17 protein-coding genes and 1 riboswitch are annotated in these 20,371 nt (G+C 59.8%); of the genes, 9 read left to right on the forward strand and 8 right to left on the reverse strand.

What is annotated here, in order from left to right:
• Nucleotides 1-3: 3 nt before the first annotated feature.
• Together LAB08_RS28335 and LAB08_RS28340 are read right to left on the reverse strand one after the other, a co-directional pair.
• Entirely contained in the window at nucleotides 4-891 is an 888-nt protein-coding gene (locus LAB08_RS28335; RefSeq protein WP_096514464.1) for a formate/nitrite transporter family protein, read from the reverse strand.
• Between the two features lie 167 nt (nucleotides 892-1,058).
• A complete protein-coding gene (locus LAB08_RS28340; protein WP_096514462.1) occupies nucleotides 1,059-1,463 on the reverse strand; it encodes an acyl-CoA thioesterase in 405 nt (134 codons plus the stop codon).
• Between the two features lie 198 nt (nucleotides 1,464-1,661).
• Nucleotides 1,662-1,764: riboswitch (S-adenosyl-L-homocysteine riboswitch) on the forward strand.
• A 23-nt stretch (nucleotides 1,765-1,787) separates the two neighbouring features.
• On the opposite strand from LAB08_RS28340, the gene ahcY reads away from it, so the two are divergent.
• The 5 genes from ahcY (at nucleotide 1,788) to rhlE2 (ending at nucleotide 8,360) form a co-directional block, all read left to right on the forward strand.
• Nucleotides 1,788-3,197 carry an adenosylhomocysteinase gene (gene ahcY / locus LAB08_RS28345; protein WP_096514460.1) on the forward strand — a complete coding sequence of 470 codons (1,410 nt, stop codon included), beginning with the start codon at nucleotides 1,788-1,790 and terminating at the stop codon, nucleotides 3,195-3,197.
• 162 nt (nucleotides 3,198-3,359) lie between these two features.
• Nucleotides 3,360-4,205 (forward strand): methylenetetrahydrofolate reductase [NAD(P)H], encoded by an 846-nt coding sequence (gene metF, locus LAB08_RS28350; protein ID WP_096514458.1) that lies wholly within the window; start codon nucleotides 3,360-3,362, stop codon nucleotides 4,203-4,205.
• Nucleotides 4,206-4,283: 78 nt separating this feature from the next.
• Nucleotides 4,284-5,366, forward strand: a complete 1,083-nt coding sequence (locus LAB08_RS28355; protein WP_096514456.1) for a hypothetical protein — start codon at nucleotides 4,284-4,286, stop codon at nucleotides 5,364-5,366.
• A gap of 87 nt (nucleotides 5,367-5,453) precedes the next feature.
• Nucleotides 5,454-6,269 (forward strand): substrate-binding periplasmic protein, encoded by an 816-nt coding sequence (locus tag LAB08_RS28360; protein ID WP_096514454.1) that lies wholly within the window; start codon nucleotides 5,454-5,456, stop codon nucleotides 6,267-6,269.
• Between the two features lie 222 nt (nucleotides 6,270-6,491).
• Nucleotides 6,492-8,360: an RNA helicase RhlE2 gene (rhlE2, locus tag LAB08_RS28365; protein ID WP_096514452.1), complete on the forward strand. Its 1,869-nt coding sequence runs from the start codon at nucleotides 6,492-6,494 to the stop codon at nucleotides 8,358-8,360.
• A 253-nt stretch (nucleotides 8,361-8,613) separates the two neighbouring features.
• Here the strand turns inward: rhlE2 and LAB08_RS28370 are convergent, their stop codons facing one another.
• The 3 genes from LAB08_RS28370 to LAB08_RS28380 form a co-directional block, all read right to left on the reverse strand.
• Nucleotides 8,614-9,201, reverse strand: coding sequence for a YceI family protein (locus LAB08_RS28370; RefSeq protein ID WP_096514448.1), 588 nt, complete (start codon nucleotides 9,199-9,201; stop codon nucleotides 8,614-8,616).
• A 32-nt stretch (nucleotides 9,202-9,233) separates the two neighbouring features.
• Nucleotides 9,234-9,785, reverse strand: coding sequence for a cytochrome b (locus LAB08_RS28375; protein WP_096514446.1), 552 nt, complete (start codon nucleotides 9,783-9,785; stop codon nucleotides 9,234-9,236).
• Between the two features lie 1,196 nt (nucleotides 9,786-10,981).
• The gene (locus LAB08_RS28380) at nucleotides 10,982-12,736 is read right to left on the reverse strand and encodes a flavin monoamine oxidase family protein (RefSeq protein ID WP_096514444.1); all 1,755 of its coding nucleotides are present in this window, start codon (nucleotides 12,734-12,736) and stop codon (nucleotides 10,982-10,984) included.
• 222 nt (nucleotides 12,737-12,958) lie between these two features.
• Between LAB08_RS28380 and LAB08_RS28385 the strand changes: the two genes are divergently transcribed.
• Together LAB08_RS28385 and LAB08_RS28390 are read left to right on the forward strand one after the other, a co-directional pair.
• Nucleotides 12,959-14,365, forward strand: a complete 1,407-nt coding sequence (locus tag LAB08_RS28385; RefSeq protein WP_096514442.1) for an adenosylmethionine--8-amino-7-oxononanoate transaminase — start codon at nucleotides 12,959-12,961, stop codon at nucleotides 14,363-14,365.
• A 143-nt stretch (nucleotides 14,366-14,508) separates the two neighbouring features.
• Nucleotides 14,509-15,228, forward strand: a complete 720-nt coding sequence (locus LAB08_RS28390) for a 16S rRNA (uracil(1498)-N(3))-methyltransferase (protein ID WP_096514440.1) — start codon at nucleotides 14,509-14,511, stop codon at nucleotides 15,226-15,228.
• Nucleotides 15,229-15,314: 86 nt separating this feature from the next.
• On the opposite strand, the gene LAB08_RS28395 is transcribed toward LAB08_RS28390, so the two are convergent.
• Nucleotides 15,315-16,547, reverse strand: coding sequence for a D-amino acid dehydrogenase (locus tag LAB08_RS28395; protein WP_096514438.1), 1,233 nt, complete (start codon nucleotides 16,545-16,547; stop codon nucleotides 15,315-15,317).
• A gap of 109 nt (nucleotides 16,548-16,656) precedes the next feature.
• On the opposite strand from LAB08_RS28395, the gene LAB08_RS28400 reads away from it, so the two are divergent.
• Nucleotides 16,657-17,574, forward strand: coding sequence for a LysR family transcriptional regulator (locus LAB08_RS28400; RefSeq protein ID WP_096514436.1), 918 nt, complete (start codon nucleotides 16,657-16,659; stop codon nucleotides 17,572-17,574).
• A gap of 123 nt (nucleotides 17,575-17,697) precedes the next feature.
• Here LAB08_RS28400 and trhA read toward each other — a convergent pair whose 3' ends face one another.
• The gene (gene trhA / locus LAB08_RS28405) at nucleotides 17,698-18,315 is read right to left on the reverse strand and encodes a PAQR family membrane homeostasis protein TrhA (RefSeq protein WP_096514434.1); all 618 of its coding nucleotides are present in this window, start codon (nucleotides 18,313-18,315) and stop codon (nucleotides 17,698-17,700) included.
• Nucleotides 18,316-18,541: 226 nt separating this feature from the next.
• Between trhA and LAB08_RS28410 the strand changes: the two genes are divergently transcribed.
• Complete coding sequence (locus LAB08_RS28410) at nucleotides 18,542-19,456, forward strand: LysR family transcriptional regulator (RefSeq protein ID WP_096514432.1); 915 nt, start codon at nucleotides 18,542-18,544, stop codon at nucleotides 19,454-19,456.
• A 150-nt stretch (nucleotides 19,457-19,606) separates the two neighbouring features.
• On the opposite strand, the gene madM is transcribed toward LAB08_RS28410, so the two are convergent.
• The gene (gene madM / locus LAB08_RS28415) at nucleotides 19,607-20,371 is read right to left on the reverse strand and encodes a malonate transporter subunit MadM (protein ID WP_096514431.1); all 765 of its coding nucleotides are present in this window, start codon (nucleotides 20,369-20,371) and stop codon (nucleotides 19,607-19,609) included.

The following is a 20,371-nucleotide window of genomic DNA, read 5'->3' on the forward strand; positions in this document are numbered from 1 at the left end:
CGACTATTTTTCGATCTTCTGCGGGTCGGGCTCCTCGCCCTGATCCGCTGCGTTTTTCGGCGGCCCGCTTTCACTGCGAATCTGCGCATGGCTGATCAGCGCGAAAATAAAGCTGCCACCGATGATATTCCCCGCCAGCGTGGGACCGGCGAACACCAGCCAGAAATCCTTCCACGGCAATTCGCCGGCGAACACCAGGTACGAAACCTCAAGCGAGCCGACCACGATATGAGTGAAATCCCCCAGTGCCATGAAGTAGGTGATGAGGATGATGATCCACATCTTGGCGCTCTCCATGGACGGAATCATCCAGACCATGGTGGCGATCATCCAGCCCGAAACAATGCCCTTGGCGAACATCTGGCCGGTGTGGTTTTCCATGACCTTGCGGCCGATGTCGAGAAAGGCGATATCGGTCTTGCTGTCGAAAATCGGCAGCTCCAGCATCACGTAGGCCACCAGCAAGGTGCCGCAAAGGTTGCCGACCAGCACCACCGTCCACAGCCGCAGTAATCGACCGACGTTGCCCAGCGTGGGCTTGCTCATGATCGGCAGCACCGCCGTCAGGGTGTTTTCGGTGAACAGTTGCTGGCGGGCGAGGATCACCGCGAGAAACCCCGCGCAGTAGCCGAAACTGGCAATCACCTTGAAGCCTTCGCCATCCGGCAGTCGGGAGTTGAGCAAGCCCATGCCCATCAGTGACAGCCCCATGCTCAGGCCGGCGGCCAGCGCGGACCACCACAGCGCGGCAACGCTGCGTTCAAGTTCCTGATCGCCCTGGGTACGGATGATTTCGTGCAACACCGCCGCCCGTGGTGGCTGGCTCTTTTCGACTTCGTGCTGCTCTTTGGCCGAGAGGTCGGGGGTCTTGCCGGCTTTGTGAGTGTCCATAACGCTCCTGAACCGCTGGCATGCGATTTAGTTACGACCCGCGCCGGTTGGAGCTGTTCACCGCCCTATCAAACGAAACCTTCCCTTGTAGGAGCTGGCTTGCCAGCATAGGGGCCCTCAAGGCAGCCAAAAGCTTCGCTGGCAAGCCAGCTCCTACAGGTCCCGCATTATTCGACGGGGGCATCATCCTTGAACTGGTCTTTGACGTACTTGATCTCGGTCCGGCCGTGGGGGGCGGGCAAACCGTCTTCGCCGAGGTTGACGAAGACCATCTTCTCGACCGTCAGGATGCTTTTGCGGGTGATCTTGTTGCGCACTTCACACGTCAGGGTGATCGAGGTGCGGCCAAATTCGGTGGCGGTGATGCCCAGTTCGATGATGTCGCCCTGGCGCGAAGCGCTGACGAAGTTGATTTCGGAAATGTACTTGGTGACGACGCGCTGGTTGCCCAGTTGGACGATGGCGTAAATCGCCGCTTCTTCGTCGATCCAGCGCAGAAGGCTGCCGCCGAACAGCGTGCCGTTGGGGTTGAGGTCTTCGGGTTTGACCCATTTGCGGGTGTGGAAATTCATGCTCACTCCTGACCGTCTTGCCGATAGATGCCAAGGATCATGGCAGAGCCTGGACCAGAGCTCTATTCGGCATCTTCTATAGCCACTATTACCGTTCGAACATTGACCGACAGAAACCCTTTGGAAGATCAGCATAGCCCGCTATAATCGCCCCCGTTTCAAAACGGTCATCATGACTTGATACCGTTTTCCCGCCACCTGTCCGAGGGGCGCTGCAGCAGGCTAGACCTGTCAGGCTCGGATGGGGCGTTGCCAGGCCTTGATCGGCCCGACACTAAACGCACAACGGCGCCCATTCGCATACTTTACGAATGGAGGCTCTTCATGAGCGCTGTTATCACGCCTGCAGGTTTTAACGATTACAAAGTCGCCGACATGTCCCTGGCTGCCTGGGGCCGTCGCGAAACCATCATCGCCGAATCCGAAATGCCGGCCCTGATGGGTCTGCGCCGCAAGTACTCCGAAGAGCAACCGCTCAAGGGTGCGAAAATCCTCGGCTGCATCCACATGACCATCCAGACTGCCGTGCTGATCGAAACCCTGGTTGCCCTGGGTGCCGAAGTACGCTGGTCGTCCTGCAACATTTTCTCGACTCAAGACCAGGCCGCCGCGTCCATCGCTGCTGCCGGCATTCCGGTTTTCGCCTGGAAAGGTGAAACCGAAGAAGAGTACGAGTGGTGCCTGGAGCAAACCATCCTGAAAGATGGCGCGCCTTGGGATGCCAACATGATCCTCGACGACGGCGGCGACCTGACCGAGTTGCTGCACAAGAAATACCCACAGGTACTGGATCGCGTCCACGGCGTGACCGAAGAAACCACCACCGGCGTTCACCGCCTGCTGGACATGCTGGCCAAGGGCGAGCTGAAAATCCCGGCCATCAACGTCAACGACTCGGTGACCAAGAGCAAGAACGACAACAAGTACGGCTGCCGTCACAGCCTGAACGATGCGATCAAGCGCGGTACCGACCACCTGCTGTCCGGCAAGCAAGCGCTGGTCATCGGCTACGGTGACGTGGGCAAGGGTTCCGCCCAGTCCCTGCGTCAGGAAGGCATGATCGTCAAGGTCTCCGAAGTTGACCCGATCTGCGCCATGCAAGCCTGCATGGACGGTTTCGAAGTGGTTTCGCCGTTCATAGACGGCATCAACAACGGCACCGAAGCGAGCATCGACAAGGCACTGCTGGGCAAGATCGACCTGATCGTGACCACCACCGGCAACGTCAATGTTTGCGATTCGAACATGCTCAAGGCCCTGAAGAAGCGCGCTGTCGTCTGCAACATCGGCCACTTCGACAACGAAATCGACACCGCTTTCATGCGCAAGAACTGGGCATGGGAAGAAGTGAAGCCGCAGGTTCACAAGATCCACCGTACCGGTGCAGGCAGCTTCGATCCGCAGAACGACGACTACCTGATCCTGCTGGCCGAAGGCCGCCTGGTGAACCTGGGCAACGCCACTGGTCACCCGAGCCGCATCATGGATGGTTCGTTCGCCAACCAGGTTCTGGCGCAGATCTTCCTGTTCGGCCAGAAGTACGCCGACCTGTCGCCAGCCCAGAAAGCCGAGCGCCTGACCGTTGAAGTACTGCCGAAGAAACTCGACGAAGAAGTGGCCCTGGAAATGGTCCGCGGTTTCGGCGGCGTCGTGACTCAACTGACCAAGACCCAGGCCGACTACATCGGCGTGACCGTCGAAGGTCCGTTCAAGCCGCACGCTTACCGCTACTAACAGGCGGCAATAGTTCGCTCTTCCTGTGGGAGCGAGCCTGCTCGCGAAAGCGTTGTATCAGTCGACATCAATGTTGAATGATGAACCCTCTTCGCGAGCAGGCTCGCTCCCACATGGAACATGTGTTGCCTCGCTGGTTCTTGTGTTTCCAAGGATATGACCATGTCCCAAGATCGTCGCTACAGCTTCGAGTTCTTCCCTACGAAGACCGACGCTGGGCATGAAAAACTGCTCGCCACTGCTCGTCAGCTGGCCACGTACAACCCCGATTTCTTCTCCTGCACCTACGGCGCTGGCGGTTCGACGCGTGATCGCACCCTCAACACCGTGTTGCAGCTTGAAAGCGAAGTCAAAATCCCTGCCGCGCCGCACCTGTCTTGCGTGGGCGACAGCAAGGACGACTTGCGCGGCCTGCTGAGCCAATACAAGGCCGCCGGTATTACCCGAATCGTTGCCCTGCGCGGTGACCTGCCTTCGGGCATGGGCATGGCCAGCGGCGAATTGCGCCACGCCAATGACCTGGTCGAATTCATTCGTGAACAGACCGGCGATCATTTCCACATCGAAGTTGCCGCCTATCCGGAAATGCACCCGCAAGCGCGCAATTTCGAAGACGATATTGCCAATTTCGTGCGCAAGGCCAACGCCGGCGCCGACAGCGCGATCACCCAGTACTTCTTCAACGCCGACAGCTATTTCTATTTTGTCGAACGTGTGCGGGCACTGGGCGTGAATATCCCGATCGTGCCGGGCATCATGCCGATCACCAACTACAGCAAACTGGCACGTTTTTCCGACGCCTGCGGTGCGGAAATCCCGCGCTGGATTCGCAAGCAACTGGAAGCGTATGGTGACGACACCCAAAGCATTCAGCGTTTCGGCGAGCAGGTGATTACCGAAATGTGTGAGCGTTTGTTGCAAGGCGGTGCGCCAGGCTTGCATTTCTATACCCTGAACCAGGCTGAAGCCAGTCTGGCTGTGTGGAACAACTTGAAGCTACCGCGCTGATCGTTTCCACGCTGGTATACGGGGCCCTCTTCGGAGGGCCTTTTACATTCGGAAGAACCTACGGAAAGCTGTAGCCCCATGATGACTGCGCCCTCGACCTCACGCCCTCAACTCGTCTACCTGGTATTCGGCTCCGAAACCTACCATCAGGAAGCCGTGTTCAGCATTGCCAGTGCCTTGGCCTGGCTGCGTGAAACGCCAGACGCGGCGCTCGATATCCAGGTCTTCAGCGACAACCCGCAACCCTACGAAAAACTGCCCGTGCACGTACGCCCTCTCGACGAAGCAACACGCCGACGCTGGAACGAACCCCACGGCTATCACTTTCGCGCCAAGCATGTCGCCCTGCGCACGGTGCTGGAAGAGTTCGACACGGCGCTGCTGATCGACACCGATACGTTCTTCCACTGCTCACCACTCAAGTTGTTCGAACGCGTGCAACCGGGCACGCTGCTGTGTAACGACTACTACACCCACTACGGCAACAACAAAGAGAACCTGCTCTACACCGCGTTGTCGGCAACGCTCATGGAAAGGGGCCTGGCTGACGACCAGATGATGCTGCTCAATTCCGGTGTCATCGGTTTGAACCGGCAGGACATTCAAGTCCTCGACCGCTCGATCGCGCTGATCGACGAATTGTTCCCGTCTGCGCCGGGCGCGTACACCCTCGAGGAGTTCTGCCTGTCGGTAGCAGCCTATCGGACGCTGGAGATCAAAAAGTGTCCGGACCTGATTCACCACTACTGGAGTCGCAAGCAATTGTTCAGGGCCAAGGTCAAAGCCTGGGCCATCAAACACGCCGCACAACCGACCAGCCCGGCAGCACTGGATGACACCCGCCGCGTGTCGGCTCATCTTCCACGGCCACCACGATCACAGCGAATGCTCTACAAGGTCATTACCCTGGCGCTGCCCCAACATCTGCGCCAATTCATTCGCGAAGTCCTTTACGGCTGCTATGAACACCCCAACGAGTTCGACCAGGCCTGCGGACCGGTCTGGTGGGAAAAGGCACTGCAGAACCAGCAGGAACGCCTTGGTACGCCAGTTGGCCAACACCTGCTTGAGGACTGGTTCACCAAGCCCCTGGTCAAAATGATTCTTGGTGAGCGGTGCACAGCTATCCACGCACACTTGCTCAATACGTCGAGCAAATAGCGACGTCGCACCCAATCTGCTCAGGTACAACGCTAAACATGCACGCCAGAGCTTCTCATTAGGCGTTCAGCGTACTAACCTCAGGCCATGCCCGCCATTGCCCAGCTGCTTACCGTTGTGCTTTTTACTTGCCTGAGCTTCGCCGCCCGGGGCGAGAAACTGCGCATTGTCACGGAACCGTGGGCTCCTTATGTCTATGAGGAGAACGGCAAATCCCTTGGGCTCGATTACGAAACCACCGCCATTGTGTTCAAGCGCCTGGGCATCGAAGTGGAATGGCAGTTCCTGCCGTGGAAGCGCTGCCTGTCAATGCTCGAAACGGGTCAGGCCGATGGCGCGCTGGACATTTTCCACAGCGATGAGCGCGACGCGACCCTGCTCTACCCCAGCGAACCGCTCTCGGAAGTCCAGTTCGTGATGTTCTACGCCAATGGTCGTCCGCACCCGTTTCGCACCCTCGACGAACTGCGCGGGCTGACCATCGGCACCTCGCCTGGTTACCTATACAGCCAGGATTTCAGGGAGTCGACGCTGTTCACCCGCGAACCGGCACCGAGCCACGAAGCCAATTTCGGCAAGCTGGTGCGCGGACGGATCGACCTGCTGATCACCGACCGCCGGGTCGGCCAGCATTTGCTCGACGAGCTGAATATCCGTGACAAGATTACCGAAAACCCGACTGTCATCAGCCAACAGAGCCAGTTTCTGGCGGTGCGTCGCAATGCCGGCATGGATTTGTTGGTACAACGCTTCGGTGCCGAGCTCAAACGCTTCAAGCGCGAACAGGCCTACGCGGAGCTCAGCGCCCGCTACGGCGCTGCCCCGGTAACCGCGGCGAACGCAGCGAGTGCCACCGCGACCCGTACAAAAACCGTTGAGCAGCAGGAAAGCGGCGCGCAGTGATTGCTCTGTTATACTCCGGCCTTCCCGCCAGGCTCACGCCCGGACGCTCGGAATCGTTCAAGGCATCTCGACCCCGCTACAGCGCAGCTTTTCAGCCCGCGCGAGCACTCCAGACGAACCTTCGAAACCCAGCAGGACCGGACGGGATAGCGTCTCCTTAAACGCCATTCGCGCCAGGCAAGACTCCCATTGGGCCAAGCCCTAACTAAAACAGGATTTCTCATGTCCTTTGCTTCCCTCGGTCTCTCCGAGGCTTTAGTCCGCGCCATTGAGGCAGCGGGCTATACCGAGCCTACTCCGGTGCAACAGCGGGCCATTCCCGCCGTGTTGCAAGGTCGCGACCTGATGGTCGCGGCACAGACAGGTACTGGTAAAACCGGCGGTTTCGCCCTTCCGATCCTGGAGCGGTTGTTCCCCAACGGTCACCCGGACAAATCCCAGCGTCACGGCCCGCGCCAGCCGCGCGTACTGGTCCTGACCCCCACGCGCGAACTCGCTGCCCAAGTGCATGAAAGCTTCAAGGTCTATGCCCGCGACCTGAAATTCGTCAGCGCCTGCATCTTCGGCGGCGTCGGCATGAACCCTCAGGTTCAAGCCATGTCCCGTGGCGTCGACGTGCTGGTGGCCTGCCCTGGCCGTCTGCTCGATCTCGCCGGCCAAGGCAGCGTCGACCTGTCCCACGTGGAAATCCTCGTGCTGGACGAAGCCGACCGCATGCTCGACATGGGCTTCGTCCATGACGTGAAGAAAGTCCTGGCCCGCCTGCCGGCCAAACGGCAGAACCTGCTGTTTTCGGCGACGTTCTCCAAGGACATCACCGACCTCGCCGGCAAACTGCTGCACAACCCGGAACGCATCGAAGTCACGCCACCGAACACCACGGTCGAGCGCATCGAGCAGCGCGTGTTCCGCCTGCACGCCAGCCACAAGCGTGCGCTGCTGGCGCACCTGATCACCGCTGGCGCCTGGGAACAGGTGCTGGTGTTCACCCGCACCAAGCACGGCGCCAACCGCCTGGCCGAGTACCTGGACAAACACGGCCTGAGCGCCGTTGCAATCCACGGCAACAAGAGCCAGAACGCCCGCACCAAAGCCCTGGCCGATTTCAAGGCAGGGACTGTGCGCATCCTGGTCGCCACGGACATCGCTGCACGCGGCCTCGATATCGACCAGTTGCCACACGTGGTCAACTTCGAACTGCCTAACGTCGATGAAGACTATGTGCACCGCATCGGCCGTACCGGCCGTGCCGGTCGTTCGGGCGAAGCGATCTCGCTGGTGGCCCCGGACGAAGAAAAACTGCTGAAAAGCATCGAACGCATGACCAAGCAGAAAATCGCCGACGGCGACCTGATGGGCTTCGATGCCAGCGCCGTGGAAGCTGAAAAACCGGAAGCCCGCGAACGTCCGGACATGCGCAACCCGCGCAATCCACGTGGCCCGCGCGGCGATGGTCCGAACGGCAGCGGTGGCGGTCGTAAAGACAAGGGCAAGGACAAGGGCAAGGAGAAGCCTGCGACAGGTGAGCGCGGCGAGCGTCCGGCCCGTCAGCAGAAGCCTCGCGAAGGCACCCCGGCACGTGAACAGCGTCAGCCAAGCCAACCACCACGTGCCGCCGCTGATCGCGCTCCAGACGAGTTCCTGGATGACGATATCGATAACTTCGGTAACCGCGTCGACTACGTGCCACAACAGAAACCGGCCCAGGGCCGTGGACGCCGTCCAGGTGCTCCGGCACAAGGCACGGCCGCCGGTTCGGGCGCTCCACGGGGTGGCAAGCCTCAGGGCCGCCAGAGCGGTCCGCGCAACAGCGATGGCGCCAGCACTGGCACGCCGCCAGCCAAGCGCAGCGGCCCACGCAACGGTGCGCCACGTGACGGTCAGGCCCGTCGCGAAGAGTCGCGCAATCGCCGCCCGGCTCGTGACGACCAGTCCCGTTCCGAACCGGCCGTGCAGAACCCGCGCAGTCCGGCACCGAAGATCATGCACAAGGAGTCCAAGGCCGATCGCTTCCCGACACCTGAGCAGCTGGATCAACTGCCAAGCCGTCCTCGCGGCGAAAAACCGGCATTGCTGACTCGCAATCGCTGATTTGTCGCTGAAATGAAAAATGCCCCGGATCGCAGGATCCGGGGCATTTTTTTGGCGAATGAGAAAACCTGTGGGAGCGAGCCTGCTCGCGAAGGGGGCGTGTCAGTCGCCATCAAAGTTGGATGAACCACCGCCTTCGCGAGCAGGCTCGCTCCCACAGGGATTTTTTGATCCCAGCAGGGATTTGTATACGGCAATAAAAAAACGCCCGCGCTCATGAGAGCAGCGGGCGTTGTTTTGTCAGGCGCGAAAATTACTTCGCTTTCACACCTTCAAACGAGACGTACATTTCAACCGCATCGGACGATGGGCCCAGGTCCTTCTGCGTGCCGAAATCGGAACGTTTGAGGCCGAAAGTGCCTTCGAAACCGGCACGGTAGCCGCCCCATGGATCCTTGCCTTCACCCAGGAAGGTAGCCTTGACCACGATTGGCTTGGTCACGCCCAGGATGGTCAGGTCACCGGCGACGTCAGCGGTGTCTTTGCCCGCTGCGTTTTTACCGGTTGGCTTGACGCTGGTGGAAACGAACGTCGCCTTGGTACCGTTCAGGAAGTCTTTGCTGGAAATGTGCTTGTCGCGCTCGGCGTTGTTGGTGAACACGCTGGCGGTATTCACATTGAACTCGATCTTGCTGGCTTCAGGCTTGGCAGCGTCAAAGCTGAACTTGCCGTCGATGTCCTTGAACGTGCCGATGATGTAGCTGTAGCCCAGGTGGCTGATCTTGAAGTCAACGAAGGCGTGCTGGCCTTCTTTGTCGACCACGTAGTCAGCGGCCATAACGTTACCGGCGGACAACAGGGCAGAACCGATTGCCAGAGCGGCCAGAGTCTTTTTCAACATACTTTGTTTTCCTTTGGAGTCGAGGTTGAGCTTCAGGCTTTGCGACCCAGCATTCGTTTGAGGGTCACATCGCGATCGATAAAGTGGTGCTTCAATGCTGCCAACGCATGGAGGCCGGAAAAAATGACCAGCACCCACGCCAGGTAGAGATGAATCGCGCCAGCGGTGTCTGCCTGGTCCGGTAGTCCGGACACCAGCGCAGGCACTTCAAACCATCCAAACACCGGGATCCCGACACCTTCCGCGGTGGAAATCAGGTAACCGGCAATCATCACAGCGAACAGCGTGAGATACAGAAAGCCATGGCCGAAGTGGGCGCCGAGGCGTGTCATGCGGCTGTAGCTGGACAAAGTAGGCGGCGGCGGACTGACGAAGCGCCACAGCACCCGCAGCACCATCACAGCCAGCAACACCAGGCCGATGCTCTTGTGCAAGTCCGGTGCGTCTTTACGCCAGGTGCTGTAGTAGTCGAGACCGACCATCCACAGGCCCAGCGCGAACAGACCGAACACCGCCAGTGCCACGCCCCAGTGCAGGACTATGCTGACCAAACCATAACGGGAAGTAGAGTTACGTAGCTGCATTGCCTAGATCCTGTGAGTGCTGGCCCAAGACTATCGAGTTATCTATCGAATTAAAGCGGAAAATTTCGCTTTGAAATATCGAAAAATGCGATCAAGAGTCTGAAATGGCTGAGTTAAGGAAAGATTAAAGGCCAGATTGTGAAAAAAAGTGTGTCCAATTGAAGAACACCTTGGCAAAGAATTTATTCGATTGCCCGCCGCATGGCCTTCAATGGCCTTTGTAGGAGCTGGCTCGCCAGCGAAGGCGGCCTCGATTCCTGCATCGCCAGGCAGGACGCCTTCGCCGGCAAGCCGGCTCCTACAGATGCTGCGTCAGCCACAGACTTTTCTGTCATCCCCGCCCGTGTAGGAGCTGGCTAGCCAGCGAAGACGGCCTCGAGTCTTGCATCGCCAAACAGGCCGCCTTCGCCGGCACCCTTCAAGCAATAAATGTTTTTAAGGCATGCAATAAATATGTATCGCCACCTCCATATTCGAACTTGATTAACTAAGCGCTCAACAGTTTATTAATCAAGGTGAAAACATGACTTCTACGTTTACCCCATTCCAGGCAAGTGGCACTTCGGTGCTGCCTCCTAATCAAACTATGTCACCGGGACAGTTTCTTTTGTCCGAGAACAGGCGATACAGCTTGCTATTACAGGCTGACGGAAACCTGGAAATCTGATCATCTACGATCAACGGACGGGAGACATGCGTTGGGCTCGAGTTGGATTCGTCCCCGGTCGAATTCCAAAGCCAAAGGAAAGCCTGATCAGAATACTACCGGATGGTACAGAGATTACATTGTGGAAATTCCCATGAGCCAATCTCTAATTATGGAAGACTGGTGGGGGCTGTAAGCAAGCATGGTTGTATGGATCTATCTGGCACTTGTGAGCAAGTTCAGTGCCTTGATTTCTAGTCATTGGACGATCATCCACACAGCCAGAAAGTGCTATCAAGATCATTATTGCTACCATTACTTTCATACACCCCTCCTGTTTTTTGAAGAGCATAGATTTTAAGTTAAAGCGTCACTATCACTTGCTTCTGGTTGTTTTGTGGGAAGCCTCTGATAAACCGCTGAAACGTGTAGGACCGGGCTCGCGTTGTGCGACTGTACAGTGCTGCACAGTCAAATCTTGGGTGTTTCACGCTTGATAGACGAGCAAAAAAAACGCGGCTCTTAAGCCGCGTTTTTTTACACCTGAACGTTACTGAGCCTTGGTCTCAGTAGTCGCCGCTGGCTTCTTCGCCGGTTCAGCCTTTTTCACCGCAGCCTTGGCCGGGGCTTTTTTCGCCTCGGTCTTGGCTGCCGGTTTCTTCGCCGGGGCTTTGGCCGTTGCCTTCTTGGCAGGCTCGGCTTTTACCGGTGCAGCAGGCTTCGGTGCCTCGACCGGAGCAGGTGCTGGTGCCGGCGTTGGAGCCGGGGCTGGCGCTGGAGCGACCGGCTCTGGCGCCTTGACCGGCTCCGGCTTCTTCTCGTCATCCGAGCCGCCGAACAGGTTGCTGAAGAAGTTGCCCTTCTTCGCAGCCACCGCGCCAGCGCCTACCGCCGCTGCCGCCGCCACTGGAGCCGCTTTGGCCGGCTCAAACGACTTGCCGGCCGCCAGGTCTTCAACCTGACCGGCAGCACGCTGACCAGTGCGCAATGCGCCTTCCAGGGTGCCTGGGTACAAGGTGTCAGTGTGTTCGCCAGCAAAGGCTACACGCTGAACCGGACGCTCCCACAGGCGCCAGTACTTGCTGATCTGGCCCGGACCGAAGGCCAGGTAAGCGCCACCCATCGATGGGTCGGTGCTGTAGCGACGGATTTCATAGCCGGTAAAGGAACCGCGCGCCTGTGGATAAAACGCATGCAGGCGAATCAGTACCTGGTCGACCATCTGCTTGTCGCCGAAGGCTTGCATCACCCGGGCGTTGTCGCCGGACAGGTTGATCACCACGTTGGCGCCGCCCTTCAGGGCCGGCTCGACCCACAACATGCCCAGGCCGGTGTTGCTGTAGATCTCGCCGGACATCCGCGCCTTGCTTTCCCACACTGGCGTCTTGAACTTCAGCATGATCTGGTCGCGCCAACCGTAGTTGGTGCCCTTGATCGCCGCCAGGTGCTGATCGTCGAGCGCGGGGATCATCTGGATCTTGTTCAGGGCGCGCAACGGCACGGCCAGGACCACATAGTCAGCCTGATAGCCGACGCTGCCGACCTTGACGGTGACACCGTCCTTTTCCTGAGTGATGGACGAGACCGGGGAATTGGTCTTGATGGTCTTCAGTTGCTTGACGAAGGCCTGGGCCAGCACCGGGCTGCCACCGACCAGACGCGAAGCGCGCAGGTCACGGTCGGCCACACCACGGTAAACGCGGCTCTGCTGAGCGTAATACAGCAGCGACAGACGCGAAGGCTCATCGTAATGGGTACGAATCTGCTGGTTGATCAACTGGCGCGCGGTGGCCGGCAGGTTCTGCTTGTCGAGCCAGCTGGACACGTTGATCTGGTCCAGGGCGTGCAGCGAACTGGTGGCTGCCGGATTCTGCGGGTCATCAATCGAACGTGCGAGATCGTCGAGGGTTTTCTCGTAACGCTTGAGCGCGTCGGCGGTAGCCGGCTGCTTGCTGGACAGATCGGCGGCACTGAAATATTCGCCGTCGATCAGGTAGCCCGGCGTACGCACGAATTCAGGCGCCGGCGTGGTGCTCAGCTTGAAGGTCGATACGTACTTGTTCAGGACCGGTTGGGTCTTGTCGTTGCCGATCCACTCGCTGGTGGACATGCCGGAGCGACCGCCCAGGCTCGGCTTGGCTTCCAGCAGCGTGACCTGCCAGCCCTTGTTTTGCAGTTCATAAGCAGCCGTGAGGCCAGCGACCCCGCCACCGATCACGATCGCGGTTTTATCCTTGGCCAGCGCAGACACGCTGAACAGCCCCAACATCACCAGCGCACAGGCGCGCAGCCAACCGACAGACATTCAGCGAACTCCGGAAATACACGAAAAAAATAGCGGTTTTGCGAGCCAGTCGGCTCAAGAACCGCGAAGGATACGTCAGCCTTCAGACGCCCGCCAGCAGCGTCTTTCGCCCTATACAAAGTAGCTCATTCGACACAATGGGTTGTCCCCGTGCGATGCATTGCATAGGCTTGCGCGATTGTATGTCCGCGCCTGGCACGGACCGCCTCGAGGAGAGTGAGAATGGGCCTGAATAAACAGTGGATGGAACGCGATCTCGCGGTGTTGTGGCATCCCTGCACCCAGATGAAGGACCACGAGCAACTGCCGCTGATCCCGATCAAGCGCGGTGAAGGCGTCTGGCTGGAAGATTTCGAAGGCAAGCGCTACCTCGACGCCGTCAGCTCCTGGTGGGTCAACGTCTTCGGCCACGCCAACCCGCGGATCAACCAGCGCATCAAGGACCAGGTCGATCAGCTGGAGCACGTGATCCTCGCCGGTTTCAGCCATCAACCGGTGATCGAGCTGTCCGAGCGCCTGGTGAAGATGACGCCGGAAGGCCTGACCCGGTGCTTCTACGCCGATAACGGCTCGTCCTGCATCGAAGTCGCGCTGAAAATGAGCTTTCACTACTGGCTCAACCGCGGCCAGCCGAACAAGAAACGCTTCGTCACCCTGACCAACAGCTACCACGGCGAAACCATGGCGGCGATGTCGGTGGGCGACGTGCCGCTGTTCACTGAAACCTACAAAGCCTTGCTGATGGACACCATCAAGGTGCCGAGTCCGGATTGCTACCTGCGTCCCGAAGGCATGAGCTGGGAAGAACATTCGCGCAACCTGTTCGCCGCCATGGAGCAGACCTTGGCCGAGAACCACGACACGGTTGCGGCGGTGATCGTCGAGCCGCTGATCCAGGGCGCTGGCGGTATGCGCATGTACCACCCGGTGTACCTCAAGCTGCTGCGCGAAGCTTGCGATCGCTATGGCGTGCACCTGATCCACGACGAAATCGCCGTTGGCTTCGGCCGTACCGGGACGATGTTCGCCTGCGAACAGGCCGGCATCCGCCCGGATTTCCTCTGCCTGTCCAAGGCCCTGACCGGCGGCTACCTGCCACTGGCCGCGTGCATGACCACAGACGAAGTCTATAGCGCCTTCTACGACGATTACCCGACCCTGCGCGCCTTCCTGCACTCCCACAGCTACACCGGCAACCCGCTGGCGTGCGCGGCGGCACTGGCGACGCTGGATATCTTCGAAGAAGACAACGTCATCGAGAACAACAAGGCCCTGGCGCAACGCATGGCCTCCTCCACCGCGCACCTGGCCGATCACCCGAATGTCTCGGAAGTACGCCAGACCGGCATGGTGCTGGCCATCGAGATGGTCAAGGACAAGGCCACCAAGGAGGCCTGGCCATGGCAGGAACGTCGCGGCCTGAAGGTGTTCCAGCACGCCCTGGAGCGCGGTGCTTTGCTGCGCCCATTGGGCAGCGTGGTGTATTTCCTGCCGCCGTATGTGATTACCCCCGAACAGATCGACTTTCTGGCTGAGGTGGCCAGCGAAGGCATCGACATTGCTACCCGCGACAGCGTGAGCGTGGCGGTGCCGAAGGACTTTCACCCGGGCTTCCGTGATCCGGGGTGATTGATTTCACCTGAGATCCTGTGGTGTCTGGACTGCTGCCATCGCTGGCAAGCCAGCTCCCACAGTGACCGCATAACCCTGTGGGAGCTGGCTTGCCAGCAATGGCGGCGCCAAGACCTGCACATGAATTACAGAGACCCCGTATGAGACTGTCCCGCTTCTTTATCGACGCCCCCCTGAGCACCGGCGAGCACGAACTGCCCGAGGCCCAGGCCCATTACATCGGTCGAGTGCTGCGCATGGCCGAGGGCGATACGTTGCAACTGTTCGACGGCTCAGGTCACGAATTTCGGGCCACGCTGGTCGAAGTCGGCAAGAAACGCGTCGTGGTGCAAATCGATGAAAGCTTCGCCGGCCAGGTCGAGTCACCGTTGCAGATCCATCTCGGCCAGGGCCTGTCCCGTGGCGAGCGCATGGACTGGGCCATTCAGAAAGCCACCGAATTGGGTGTCAGCGAAATCACCCCGATTTTCAGCGAGCGCTGTGAAGTCCGTCTCAAGGACGAGCGCGCCGACAAACGCCTGCTGCACTGGCGCCAGGTGGCGATCAGCGCCTGCGAACAATGCGGCCGTTCACGGGTGCCGGTCATTCACCCGCCGGTGCTGTTGGCCGACTGGCTGAAGCAGACCGAGGCTGAATTGAAGCTGGTTTTGCATCCGGTGGCCGAGCCGTTGGTCAGCCATGCGAAGCCTTCGACACTGGCGTTCCTGATTGGGCCGGAGGGTGGGCTGTCGGATGCAGAAGTGGATCAGGCCAAGGGCGCTGGCTTTCATGCGGCTCGCCTCGGGCCGCGGGTATTGCGCACGGAGACAGCGCCGGTTGTGGCGCTTGCGGTGGCCCAGCAACTTTGGGGTGATTTCTAGGGCCTCTTCGCGAGCAGGCTCGCTCCCACAGTGGAACGCATTTCAAATGTGGAAGCGAGCCTGCTCGCGAATGGCCGTGACACGGTTCAGTGATTGAAACCGCGCAGATCGATGGATGGCTGGCGCTGGCCGATCAGCTCGCTGAGTAACCGACCGCTGCCGCACGCCAGGGTAAAACCCAACGCGCCATGGCCGAGATTGAGCCACAGGTTGCGATAGGCCGTAGCCCCCAACAACGGCACCCCGCTGGGGGTGGCCGGGCGCATGCCGGCCCATTCGACAGCTGAGTCATAGTCGCCGGCATTGGGGAATGTATCGCAGGCCTGGCGCTTGATCAGGGCCAGACGCTCTGGATCGATCGACGGGTCGAAACCGACGATGTCGACCATCGCGGCGACCCGCAACTGTTCGCCGATACGGGCGTAAACGATCTTGCGGTCGTAATCGGTGATGCTCACGTCCGGCGCCCGGTGTCCGGTGCCGATGGGCACCGTCAGGCTGTAGCCCTTCAGCGGATACAGCGGCAGATGCAGGCCAGGCAATGCCAGCAGCGGACTGCGATGGCCGGCGGCGATGACCAATTGATCGACGGCCAGCACTTCATCCACAAATTCAATGGCACTGACAGAACCGTCGCTGTGACGAATTCCGGTCACCGCCCTACCGAGGCGGAACTTGCAACGGCCAGATGCGTTCAACCGCTCGGCCAGTAGCTGGCAGAAAGCGTGGCAGTCGCCCACTTCCTCGTCCGGGGTATAGATCGCGCCGACAAAGGGTGCATCGGCCAACGCCGGCTCCAGATCTGCACATTCGACGGCCGACAACACTTGCTGCTGTTGCGGATCGGCCAATTTTTTACGCGCATGCCCGAAGCTTGCAGCATTGCGAAACGTCACCAGTTTGCCGTTACGTCGCCAATGGAATCCGCTCAGTCCATCGTCCTCGCGCCAGCCCTTTAGCGTGCTTTGGCTGAACAGCGCCAGACGCAACAGATGCGCGGCGTTTTCGCGGTTGATCGAGCTTCGGCACGCGGCAAGGAATGCGGCCATCCAGCGCCACTGCACCGGGTCCAGGCGCGGGCGCAGCTTCAAGGGCGAATCGCCGCGCAGCATCCAGCCGATGGCTTGCAGGGGAACACCGGCATCAGCCAGCGGCGCGACGTAGCGATAGGACAACTGGCCGCCGTTGGCGAAACTGGTTTCGCTGCCCAGGGAATCCCGGGCTTCGACCACTGTCACCTCGAAGCCGTCGCGCACCAGCGCATAGGCCGTTGCCAGGCCAATCACGCCGCCGCCGATGATGCACACACGCTGAGCCATGTCCGTCCTTAAAACCGTTGTGAAGACGAGGTCGAGGTTAGAGCCAGGTGACAGGCGGCGAACAATGAATAAAGATGCCAAACCCATAAGCTAAGGTTATGGACTTGCCATGCGTCTTCGTCACATCGAGATTTTCCAGGCTATCCGCCAGACCGGTTCAATCAGCGCGGCCGCGCAATTGCTGCACGTCTCGCAACCCGCGGTAACCAAGGTGCTGCAGCATGCCGAGCAGCAGTTGGGGTTCCCGTTGTTCCTGCGGGTTCGCGGCAAGTTGCAGGCGACCCCGGAAGCCCTGGAGCTGGAGCGTGAAGTGGATAAGGTCAGCGAGAGCCTGCAAGGCGTGCGACGCCTGGCCCAGAGCCTGCGCCGCGAACCTGGCCACAGCCTGCGCATCGGCGCCACCCCGGCGCTGGCCCTGTCATTGTTGCCGCCGGCCATTCACGAGTGGAGCGCATGTTACCCGGATATCGCCTGCGAGCTATCCAGCGCCCATAGCCGTGAACTGGTGCAGAACCTGTTGATGCGCGAAGTGGATGTCGCCCTGACCTTGCAGCGACCGGATCATCCGGGATTGAAGGCGCAGGCTTTGGCTTCAGGCGTGCTGGTGGCGTTGGCGCCCAAGGGTTATTGGCCGGACGAAGAGCTCGGTCAACCGCTGCCGTTGATGGCGTTGGCAGGGGCGCCACTGATTGGATTATCGAGCGCCGACCCCTTGGCCGCGCGACTGGACAGCTACCTGGAAGCAGTCGAGCCACCGCCCCGGGTGCGCATCGCCGTGCAGACCTACTCACTGGCCAGGGCAATGGTGGAATCCGGTGCAGGGCTGGCGGTGATCGATCCGTTCACCGCGCTGGGCGCCTCGTCCTCCACGACCACAATTCGCCCACTGGCACCGCCGCTGCCCATCACTCTGTACGCAGTAACCCGCGCCGCCGAACCACCGCCCCACACCTTGAACGACCTGTTGCAGATCTTCAGCCGCCGTGCCCAGGAACAACTGGATCATCTGATCCCCACACCCTCTTGAATCCAGTCACATAACCACTGTGGGAGCGAGCCTGCTCGCGAAGGCGTCAGGTCAGCCAACATCATCATTGACTGATCCACCGACTTCGCGAGCAGGCTCCCACAGGTAAAGCCACAGTGTGCTCTAAAGGACATAAAACCAGATCGCCACAAAGTGCAGCAAACTCCCGGCAATCACGAACAGATGCCAGATCCCGTGGGCATGCCGCAGACGATCATCAAGGGCAAAAAAGATGATGCCCACGGTGTAGAACACGCCACCCAATGCCAGCCAGGTAAAACCGGCAGCGCCCAGTGCGGCGAGCAATGGCTTGACCGCCACCAGCACGATCCAGCCCATTACCGCGTAAATCACGATCGACAGAATCCGCGCTTCCGAACGCGGCTTGATCTCTTGCAGGATTCCGATCAGCGCCAGCCCCCAGACAATCCCGAACAGCGTCCAGCCCCACGGCCCACGCAGGGTCACCAGGCAGAACGGCGTGTAGCTGCCGGCGATCAACAGGTAGATCGAGAAATGATCGACCTTCTGCATGATCGCTTTCTTGCGCCCGCGCACGCTGTGGTACACGGTCGATGCGCTGTACAGCACCAGCAAGGTAAAGGCATAGATCGCCATGCTGACAATCTTCCACGGACTGCCGTCGAGGCTGGCGACAACGATCAGCCATATACCGCCGACAAAGGCCGCCACAGCTCCGACCAAGTGCGTCCAAGCGTTCAATCTTTCCCCGTGATACATCGGTTGCCTCCCCCTCGAAATCGCAAGGCTCAGGCCTCAAGCCTAAAAGCGCAATGTTTCAGAACACAATCCCCCTGTAGGAGCCGGCTTGCCGGCGAAGGCGTCCTGATTGTCGATACAAAACTTGAGGCCGCCTTCGCTGCGGTGCGGCGGTCCGACGAGGCAGCGCCTACAAAGGCCTACGAATACCGTGCACAATCGGAACATTCCAAAAAGAGTTCGCCCGATGCTGATCGATGAAGAGTTGACCCTGAAAAAACTCGAGGTGTTCCTGGCCTTCATGCGCACCGGCAATCTGGCCCGGGCCGCCGCCGAGCTACAGACCAGCAACGTCAGCGTGCATCGGGCGATCCACTCCCTGGAAAGCGCCCTGCGCTGCCCGCTGTTCAAGCACGAAGGCCGCAACCTGACACCGCTGGAAAGCGCCTATGTACTGGAAGAGCGGGCACAGAAGCTGATTCAGGACGTGCTGGAAAGCGTGCGCCTGACCCGCGAGGCGGCCGGGTTCTCCGCTGAGCGTTTCAAGCTGGGGTCACTGTATTCGTTAACGGTGAAGACCGTTCCGCAATTGATCATGGGCCTGAAAATTCGCCGCAGCGAACTGAACATCGACCTGATCCTCGGCTCGAATTTCGATCTGCTGTACAAGCTCAAAAACATGGAAGTCGATGCGATTCTGGTGTCCCTGGACGAGAGCATCATCGACCCGGACCTGGAACACATCCCTCTGTTTTCCGACGACATCTTCCTGGCCACACCGGCCGACTCGAAGTTCGCTCAAAGAAGTGAAGTCGATCTGGCCGAAGTCCGCGACGAAACCTTTATCACCCTGACCCAGGGCTTCGCCACGCATCAGGATGGCAATCGGGTGTTCAGCCAGGCGGGGTTCGAGCCGAAGGTGGCGATGCAGGTCAACGACATCTTCACCCTGCTGAGCATGGTCAGTTCAGGCGTGGGTTATGCGTTGCTGCCGGGGCGGATTGCCGCGGTGTATGAGAACCGGGTGAAGCTGATTCCGTTGCAGGAAAAGTATCGATTGCAGCAGCACATTGGCGTGGTGTTCCTCAAGGCCAAGGAGCGCGACCCGAACCTGCTGGCGTTGCTGGCGGAGTGCCGGATGTATGCCAATCGCCAGGCTTGAAACCGAGTCGCGGCAATCGCGAGCAAGCTTTGCTCCCACAGGAGCAAGGCTTTCCCGAGCAGGCTTTGCTCCAACAGGTTTCGAGCCAATCACCTGTGGGAGCAAGGCTTGCCCGCGATGAGGCCATCTCAGACGCTGAAACTACCCGCCTTAACCAACAATCCCGCGAACAATGAAGTACAACAGCGAAGGCCCCAACAAGCACCCAAGCCCGGTATGGAAAGTCGCCGTCAACGCCCCATAAGGCACCAACCGCCGATCCGTCGCCGCCAGCCCCGCCGTCACACCGCTGACCGTCCCGGCCAGGCCGCCGAACACCATCGCCGAACGCGGATTGTCCAGGCCCATCCAGCGTGCCGCCATGGGCGTGCCGACCATCACCAGAATCGCCTTGATCAAGCCGGTGGCAATCGACAGCGCCACCACATCGGAACTGGCGCCAATGGCCGCGCCGGTCACCGGACCGACAATGTAAGTCACCGCACCCGCGCCGATGGTGGTCATGCTGATCGCGTCGCGATAACCGAACGCCCAGGCCATGCACGCACCGACAATGAACGGCAGTATCGTGCCCAGCAGCAGCGCGATCACGCCGATCAACCCGGCCTTTTTCGCTTCGGTGGCCTGCACTTCAAATGCCGTGGCGACAATGGCAAAGTCGCGCAACATGGCGCCCCCCATCAGGCCGATGCCGGAGAACAGCGTCAGATCCGCCAGGCCCTTTTGCCCACCGGTCAACGTGCCGCCGACCCAGGCCAGGACCAGGCCAATGACGATGGCAATCGCCGAGCCGTGAATCCGCCCGAAGGTCAGGCGTTTCGACAGAATGACCGACACCCACATGATCACGCCGACGAAGGCGAATGCGGTGACCAGACTGTTATTGGCCAAGCCTTTTTCCATGAGCTCCCACAT

The organism is Pseudomonas izuensis (genome assembly GCF_002356535.2).
Taxonomy (GTDB): domain Bacteria; phylum Pseudomonadota; class Gammaproteobacteria; order Pseudomonadales; family Pseudomonadaceae; genus Aquipseudomonas; species Aquipseudomonas izuensis.

Coding starts and splice junctions, on each gene's coding strand:
- LAB08_RS28335 (WP_096514464.1), bottom strand. CDS start 891: ATGGACACTCACAAAGCCGGCAAGACCCCCGACCTCTCGGCCAAAGAG.
- LAB08_RS28340 (WP_096514462.1), bottom strand. CDS start 1,463: ATGAATTTCCACACCCGCAAATGGGTCAAACCCGAAGACCTCAACCCC.
- ahcY (WP_096514460.1), top strand. CDS start 1,788: ATGAGCGCTGTTATCACGCCTGCAGGTTTTAACGATTACAAAGTCGCC.
- metF (WP_096514458.1), top strand. CDS start 3,360: ATGTCCCAAGATCGTCGCTACAGCTTCGAGTTCTTCCCTACGAAGACC.
- LAB08_RS28355 (WP_096514456.1), top strand. CDS start 4,284: ATGATGACTGCGCCCTCGACCTCACGCCCTCAACTCGTCTACCTGGTA.
- LAB08_RS28360 (WP_096514454.1), top strand. CDS start 5,454: ATGCCCGCCATTGCCCAGCTGCTTACCGTTGTGCTTTTTACTTGCCTG.
- rhlE2 (WP_096514452.1), top strand. CDS start 6,492: ATGTCCTTTGCTTCCCTCGGTCTCTCCGAGGCTTTAGTCCGCGCCATT.
- LAB08_RS28370 (WP_096514448.1), bottom strand. CDS start 9,201: ATGTTGAAAAAGACTCTGGCCGCTCTGGCAATCGGTTCTGCCCTGTTG.
- LAB08_RS28375 (WP_096514446.1), bottom strand. CDS start 9,785: ATGCAGCTACGTAACTCTACTTCCCGTTATGGTTTGGTCAGCATAGTC.
- LAB08_RS28380 (WP_096514444.1), bottom strand. CDS start 12,736: ATGTCTGTCGGTTGGCTGCGCGCCTGTGCGCTGGTGATGTTGGGGCTG.
- LAB08_RS28385 (WP_096514442.1), top strand. CDS start 12,959: ATGGGCCTGAATAAACAGTGGATGGAACGCGATCTCGCGGTGTTGTGG.
- LAB08_RS28390 (WP_096514440.1), top strand. CDS start 14,509: ATGAGACTGTCCCGCTTCTTTATCGACGCCCCCCTGAGCACCGGCGAG.
- LAB08_RS28395 (WP_096514438.1), bottom strand. CDS start 16,547: ATGGCTCAGCGTGTGTGCATCATCGGCGGCGGCGTGATTGGCCTGGCA.
- LAB08_RS28400 (WP_096514436.1), top strand. CDS start 16,657: ATGCGTCTTCGTCACATCGAGATTTTCCAGGCTATCCGCCAGACCGGT.
- trhA (WP_096514434.1), bottom strand. CDS start 18,315: ATGTATCACGGGGAAAGATTGAACGCTTGGACGCACTTGGTCGGAGCT.
- LAB08_RS28410 (WP_096514432.1), top strand. CDS start 18,542: ATGCTGATCGATGAAGAGTTGACCCTGAAAAAACTCGAGGTGTTCCTG.
- madM (WP_096514431.1), bottom strand. CDS start 20,371: ATGTGGGAGCTCATGGAAAAAGGCTTGGCCAATAACAGTCTGGTCACC.